5 protein-coding genes and 1 pseudogene are annotated in these 6,675 nt (G+C 75.7%); 1 reads left to right on the top strand and 5 read right to left on the bottom strand.

All coding sequences use genetic code 11. From position 1 onward, the window contains the following. The 5 genes and pseudogenes from B7L92_RS18235 to B7L92_RS18215 all read right to left on the bottom strand — a co-directional run. Positions 1–440: pseudogene (locus tag B7L92_RS18235) on the bottom strand (murein biosynthesis protein MurJ); the annotation flags it as partial. Further along, on the bottom strand, positions 437–1,780 hold the full coding sequence (locus B7L92_RS18230) for an O-antigen ligase family protein (RefSeq protein ID WP_081238627.1): 1,344 nt from the start codon (positions 1,778–1,780) through the stop codon (positions 437–439). The gene B7L92_RS18230 and the pseudogene B7L92_RS18235, both read right to left, overlap by 4 nt. A 6-nt stretch (positions 1,781–1,786) precedes the next feature. Continuing rightward, positions 1,787–3,217, bottom strand: a complete 1,431-nt coding sequence (locus B7L92_RS18225) for an exopolysaccharide biosynthesis polyprenyl glycosylphosphotransferase (protein WP_081238626.1) — start codon at positions 3,215–3,217, stop codon at positions 1,787–1,789. Next, complete coding sequence (locus B7L92_RS18220; RefSeq protein ID WP_174703983.1) at positions 3,214–4,458, bottom strand: glycosyltransferase family 4 protein; 1,245 nt, start codon at positions 4,456–4,458, stop codon at positions 3,214–3,216. The genes B7L92_RS18225 and B7L92_RS18220 overlap by 4 nt, the downstream gene beginning before the upstream one ends. 53 nt (positions 4,459–4,511) lie before the next feature. After that, positions 4,512–5,603: a DUF3344 domain-containing protein gene (locus tag B7L92_RS18215; RefSeq protein WP_081238625.1), complete on the bottom strand. Its 1,092-nt coding sequence runs from the start codon at positions 5,601–5,603 to the stop codon at positions 4,512–4,514. A 352-nt stretch (positions 5,604–5,955) separates the two neighbouring features. Here B7L92_RS18215 and B7L92_RS18210 point away from each other — a divergent pair. Next, on the top strand, positions 5,956–6,675 hold a 720-nt coding region (locus B7L92_RS18210; protein ID WP_107501524.1), incomplete at its 3' end, for a hypothetical protein.

Below are 6,675 nucleotides of genomic sequence, written 5' to 3'. Positions count from 1 at the left end.
GCGGCGACCAGCGCGGCCACGGCGGCGAAGGCCAGGCACAGCCGGGGCAGGGTGGCGGCGACCAGGGCGCGGACCGGGTCGCCCGCGGCGCCCCGGGCGCGGCGGGCCAGCGCCATGCTGAACGCCGGGATCAGCGCGATCGCCAGCCCGTCCTCGATCAGCAGCGTCGCGGCGATCTCCGGCACGGTCCACGCGACCAGGAAGGCGTCCGTGTCGCTCCCGGCACCGAACAGCCGGGCCAACGACTGGTCGCGCACCAGACCCAGCAGGGAGCCGGCGACGGACAGCGCCGCCGTGACGAGCGCGGCCCGGGCGAGGAACCTCCCGGACGGGGAGGCGTGGTCGCCGCCGTCCCCGGCCGGGCCGGCGGTCCGCGCCGCGGGGACGGCCGCCGTCTCGTCGGCCGCGGCCCCGGGGGCCCGTGAGGGCACCACGGTCATCGCGCCACCGCCTCCTCGACCCGCACGGCCGCCGCCTCGCGGCACCCGGCCTCCACCCGCTCGTCGTCGGCCAGCGCCCACCACGCCGCCAGGCCCAGACCCATGGCGGTCAGCACGGTGGAGGGGCCGCCGATGTCGCCGTACACGAAGTCGGTCAGCGACCAGATCAGCAGCCCGCAGGCGACGAGCCCGCAGTCGAGCCCCCGTCCGCGGCGGCGCGCCCGCAGCAGTCTGCGCAGCCCGCACACCAGCAGCGCCAGCCAGCTCCCGGCGAGCGCGAGCAGCCCGATCAGGCCCTGCTCGCTCAGCACCAGCAGGTACATGTTGTGCGGGGACAGCAGCGCCTGCTTGTGGAACGCCTCTCCCGCGCCCTCGATGTCGCTGCCCGACGACAGCGCGAGGCCGGCGTGCGCGTCGCGGTGCTCGGGGAAGTTCTTCAGGCCCACGCCGGTCAGCGGGTGCGCGCGCCACATGCCGGTGGCGGACGCCCACAGGGTGTACCGGTCCACGACCGACTGGTCGGGGGTGTCGGCGACCTGCGTGATGCTGTCGAGCCGCTCCTGCAACTGCGCCGTGCCGACGCCGAGGCCGCCCACCAGGACCGCGCCCGCGGCGACCACGGCCGCGGCCGTCCACAGCGCCCGCCGCAGCCCGGCCAGCGCCAGCTGCACGGAGCACGTCAGGACGGTCGCGATCCAGGCGCCCCGGCTGAAGGAGACCGCGAGCGGCAGCAGCAGCGCCAGGGCGCACCCGGCGGCGACCGCCCGCTGCCGCACCGGAGTCCGGCCCAGCGCGATCCCGACCGCGCACACCAGGCCCAGCGAGACCGCCGCCGCCATGCCCATCACGTCCTGGGCCCCGAAGGTGCCGACCGCGCGGATGGTCTCGCCCTGGTAGGAGGCGCCGGTCCGGGTGACGTACTGGTGCACGCCGACCGCCCCCTGCCACAGGGCGAGCCCCACGAACGACCAGGCCAGCACGCGCAGGTCGGCCCGGTGGCGCAGCAGCACCAGCACGGCCGCCGGGACCAGCACGAAGACCTGCAGGTAGCGGCCCGGGCCGGTGAGCCCGCCCGCCGTCGAGGACGTCCCCATGACGGCGAGCGCCAGCCCCACGACCGGCAGGCCCAGCACCACCGCCGCGGCCGGCGACAGCGGGCGCCGCCGCTCCCGCAGCAGACGGATCACGCAGTACACCACCACCAGGGCGGAGACCGCGTCGGCGGGTCCCGCGCCGTCCCCCGCCGACGGCAGGGCCGGCAGGGCGACCACCGCCACCAGCGGCAGGACCGGCGCCAGTGCGGCGGTCCGGCGCGGGAGCGGTGCGAGGGCGTGGCTCACGGTCGGTCAGCTCCCCGTCGGACGGACCAGCAGGGCCGCGGTGCGCAGCAGGATGCAGACGTCCTGCCACAGCGACCAGTCGTCGATGTAGGCGTTGTCGAACCGGCAGCGGTCCTCGATCGAGGTGTCGCCGCGCAGCCCGTGGACCTGGGCCAGTCCGGTGATGCCGGTGCGCACCCGGTGACGGGCCGCGTAGCCGGGGTAGGTCCGGCTGAACTGCGCGACGAAGTAGGGGCGTTCGGGGCGCGGTCCGACCAGGCTCATGTCGCCGCGCAGCACGTTCCACAGCTGCAGCAGCTCGTCCAGCGAGGTGCGCCGCAGCATGCGGCAGAACCAGCGCATCTCGTGCTCGTTGGCCACGCTCCACCGGGTCGCCGACTCGTGCGCGTCGACCGGGCGGTGGGTGCGGAACTTCAGCAGCGTGAACGGCTCCCCGTTCCGGCCGATGCGCTCCTGCCGGAACACCACGCCCGGCCCGTCGAGGAGCCGCAGCGTCACCGCGCACACCAGCAGCCACGGGCTGACCAGCAGCAGCAGCGTTCCCGAGACCAGGACGTCGAGCATCCGCTTGCCGCCGGCACCGGAGTGCGCCGGGAAGAGGTCCAGCCGCCGGCAGGGGAACCCGGCGAGCCGTTCCCGCGCCCCGTACGACGGGGAGTCGGCGTCGACCTCCCAGACCACGCAGCCCGACTCGGCCAGCGCCCGCAGCAGCGGCTCCTGTTCGGTGCGCACCGAGGGGTGCACGGCGAGCACCGCCCGCACCCCGTTCTGGATGACCGCCCGTTGGGCCTCCTCGTCCGTGCGCAGCACCGGGACGCCCTCGGTGCCGTCCGGCTGGGCGTCGGCGACGATCCCCACCGGCCGCACGCCGCACCGCGGGTGGCGCAGCACGGCGCCGGCCACGCGCTGCGCGGGCACCACCGGTCCGACGACGAGCGCGGCGTGCGGGTGGCGCAGCAGCGCGGCGCGCCGCCGCCCGTGCACGGCCGCGCGCAGCGTGCAACCCACGACCGCCTGCAGGGCGAGGCCGGTCAGCACGGTGCGGGCGGACAGCGCCTGCTCCGGCCGGTGCACCGCCCAGAGCGCCGCCGCCGCCGACCAGACCACCAGGATGCGGCCGCACACGGCGGGCAGTTCCTCCAGCAGCCCCGGTACCGGCGAGCCGGCGGCGCGCGGGCGCCACAGCAGCGCCGCGCCGACCAGCAGGGCGACGAGGAGGGGATGGCGCTGGGTGTCGGTGAGCGCCAGTGCGCCCAGCAGGGCGGCGGCACCGTCCGCGACACGCAGGGGAACCGGCGAGGCCGGCCGTTCGGGGGGCCGCGCGGCGGGTGGCCGGAAACCGGTGTCGGTGCCGCGCGGCGGAATGACGGACACGGGTGAGGAGCCGTGCTCCCGCGGCGTCGTGCCGGGGGAGGGAACGGTGCGTTCAGCGGTCACGAGTGGATGGACTCCCTGTACTCGGATGGCTCGGCGTGCTGTGTCGTCCGGTGGGTCCCGGCGCGCCCGGCCGCCCGGGACGGACACGCGCACGCGGGAGCGGGCCGGGTGCCGAGCAGCTCGTGGTAGACGTCCGCGACCGCCCTGGCGGTGTGCCGCACGTCGTGGAGGGACAGCACGTGCCGGCGGCCCTGGTCGCCGAGCGAGGCGCACAGCGGCGGGTCGAGCAGCAGCTCGCCGACGGCGTCGGCCAGTGCCCCGGGGTTCTCCGGCGGGACCAGGCAGCGGGCGGTGAAGGAGGGCGGCAGGCTCTCGCGGGCCCCGTCGACGTCCGTGACGACCACGGGCCGCCCGCAGGCCATCGCCTCCAGCGGGGCCAGCGCCATGCCCTCCCAGCGGGACGGCAGGACGACGAGATCGGCGGCCTGGTACCAGGGGGTGGGGTCGCCCACGGCTCCCGCGAACAGCACGGACGCGGGAGCGTGCGCGCGCAGGTGGTCCCGGTCCGGTCCGTCGCCGACCAGGACGAGGCGGGCGTCGGGCACCCGGCGCACGACGGTGTCCCAGGCGCGCAGCAGGACGTCCTGCCCCTTCTGCCGGCACAGCCGGCCCACGCACACGGCGAGCGGTGTCCGCGGCGGGAGACCGGCGAGCGGCGCGAGCCCGGCCCGTGCGGTGTCGGCGGAGGCCGGGCGGAAGCGCTCGGGGTCGATGCCGTTGGGCACGACGGCCCACCGGCCGGTGATCCCGGAGCGCACGCCCGTCACGCGTTCCGCCTCGCTCACGCAGATCATCCGCCCGGCCCACCGCGCGCCCCACCGCTCCCACAGCAGCGCCAGGGCCGCGGTGCTCCCGCCCACCGCCTCGAACGACCAGGCGTGCGGCTGGAAGACGGTGGGGATCCGCCCGCGCACCGCGAGCCGTCCGGCGAGTCCGGCCTTCGCGCTGTGCGCGTGCACCAGATCGGGGCGCACCTCGTCGATCAGCCGGGCGAGGTGCCGTACCTCCCGTACGAGCGACGCACCCGGCGACCGCGTCGCCCGCCAGCGCCGTACGTGTGCGCCGAGCGCCCGCAGCCGGTCGGCGAGCGGGCTGTCGGGGCAGATCACGGTGACGTCCAGGCCGTCCGCGAGCTGGGACCGGACCAGGTCCGTCACGACGCGCGCGACCCCGCCGTCCACCGGCTGGGTGAGGTGCAGGATCCGCGGCCGGTGGCCGGCGGGGGGCAGGTCCGTGGGCATGGTTTCCCCGCGCGCGGAGTCCGTGAGGGAACTCGGGGCGGGCTGCGGCGCGCTCACCACCGGGCGTCGACGGCGGCGAAGAGCGCGCCGGCCCATGCCGCGTCCTGCTGGGATGTCAGCCGCAGGGTTGCCTCGTCACCGGAGTGCGGCAGAGCACCCGAGAGGTCGAACACGTCGGAGTCGTAGCCGAGGGTGTGGGCGTACGCCGGTACCCGCGCCGGAGCCGTTCCGGGGTCGCTGATGGTGGAGTTCAGGACGTCGTCGCCGGGGTTGGCGGCGTCGGCGAGCACGGTGGACACGGGCGAGGACCCGCCGGTGGTCAGGACGAGCGAGTCGCCGCCGGTCCCGCGGTCGCCGTTGTACGCCACCAGGCCCACCCGGCCCCCCGCGCCCGCGGAGAAGTCCAGGGCGCGCAGCGGGATCTGGATCTCCCCGCGGCCCATCAGCGGCAGGAAGCCGTCCCAGAGCGTGAGGTGCCGCAGCGGCTCCGCCGGGTTCTCGTACGCCACGACCAGCGTCCAGCCGCCCCACGCCCCGGCCGCCGACCGGCCCATGGCCACGTTGACCTGCGCCACGGTGTACAGGCCCGGTCCGCTGTCCTGCACCAGCCCCGTCACGTCCGCCGAGGCCTGGAAGGCGTCCGCGCCGTCCGCCACGCGGTGTCCGACGACCGTGTCCGCGAGGAGCTCCTTGTACTCCCCGCCCGGTTCGGCGATCAGCACCCGCCCGTTGTCCTCGAGCGGCTTCTGCTCGCCCACGCGCAGGTTGCCGCCCCAGTACAGGCGCGCGTACGTCACCCGGGAGCCGGCGGGCAGACGGACCTCCGAGCGGGAGGAGTTGTAGGTGTTCGGGTCGTTGTCGACGTCGACGTAGAACATGTCGAAGTCGCCGTTCACCCCGGGGCCGCCGCTCTGCACGTTCCGGCAGGAGGACGCCTGCGGGCGGCAGGTGATGGAGGTGTTCGCGGCGCGCACCATGCCGCCGTGCTGGAGCGCGCGGTACCGCTGGTCGAACGCGAGGACGGTGGCCTCGGGCGCGGGCGCGGCCGGTGCGGCGACCGGGGAGCCGCAGGGCGCCCACACCGCGGCAAGGGTGAGGACGCCCACCGTCGTATGGCGAAGCATCTGACCCGGGGATTGGCGCATGACCGTCGGAGCCTTTCGAGCGGGTGAGGGACGGCGGACAGCGGGACGAATGCGTTGCGTCCGCCCGGAGGAGTGCGTGAGGAGGTTCGCAACTCTAGTCACCAAACGGACAAATTCACTGAAATTCAGTGAATGGGGACATGTGTGTTGAAATTGTGAAGCCGATCGCCGCCGGGGTGCCGCCGTGCAGGGGAACGGGGGCCGAGCCGCCGTCGGGCCGGCCCGCGGCCCCGCCGGGCCGGGCGGACAGCGGGGTGAACGGGAGATCACGAACGGCGCATGATCGGTTGCGGGGCGTCACGGCCGCTTCCACGGTGGGCACAGCATCCGACGTTCACCGAAAGGAACACCCATGCGTGCTCTGCCCGTACGGCGCATCGCACTCGGCGCGTGCTGCGCCGCCCTCCTGGTCGGGATCACCGGCCCCGCCGCCACGGCGGCCGACCCGGCCCGCGAGCGCACCCCCGCGGCGTCGTCCGACGCGTTGCTCGTGCAGGTCAGGAGCCTCGACGCGCAAAGGGGTGAACTCGCCCCGGTCGTCCGCCTGTTGGAGGTCGTGCTCGAGGCGGACGGCGGCCACCTGCCCCCCGCCGAGGCCAGGAGGCTGGGCGGGGCCGCCGAAGACGCTCTGAGGAAGGCGGCCGCGAAGGCCCGGACGGCCACGGCCGCACCCGCGACGACGGCCCCGGTGACCACGGACACGCCGGACCTGTCGGACCTGTCGGACCCGGTGACCACGACCACGACCTCGTCCCCGTCCCCGACCGCGACCCCGTCCCCGACCGCGACCGCGACGCCGGAGGCGTTGGACCCGGCGGAGGTGTCGGATCCGGCGGAGGTGTCGGACCCGGCGGAGGACACGCCGCTCCTCGTCGACGGGACCGACCTCACCGACGACCTGCTGGACGCCGTGCACGAGGTCGTCGACGGCCTCCACGACCTGTCGCTCTCCGGCGAGGAGGACGCCACCCGGGTGTCCTCGTCGCTCGAGGACCTGCTGGCCGAGGTGGAGGCTCTCGTCGACGCGTTGCTCGGCACCGCCGACCCTCAGGCGTCGACGAGAGCCTCCACC

The organism is Streptomyces viridosporus (assembly GCF_002078235.1).
Lineage (GTDB): Bacteria > Actinomycetota > Actinomycetes > Streptomycetales > Streptomycetaceae > Streptomyces > Streptomyces viridosporus.
Note: the sequence above shows the minus strand (reverse complement) of the source record. Positions and strands in the feature narration are given on the sequence as shown.

Excerpts from the sequence above, each read along its gene's own strand:
- B7L92_RS18220 (WP_174703983.1), bottom strand. The coding sequence starts at position 4,458 with ATGCCCACGGACCTGCCCCCCGCCGGCCACCGGCCGCGGATCCTGCAC.
- B7L92_RS18215 (WP_081238625.1), bottom strand. The coding sequence starts at position 5,603 with ATGCGCCAATCCCCGGGTCAGATGCTTCGCCATACGACGGTGGGCGTC.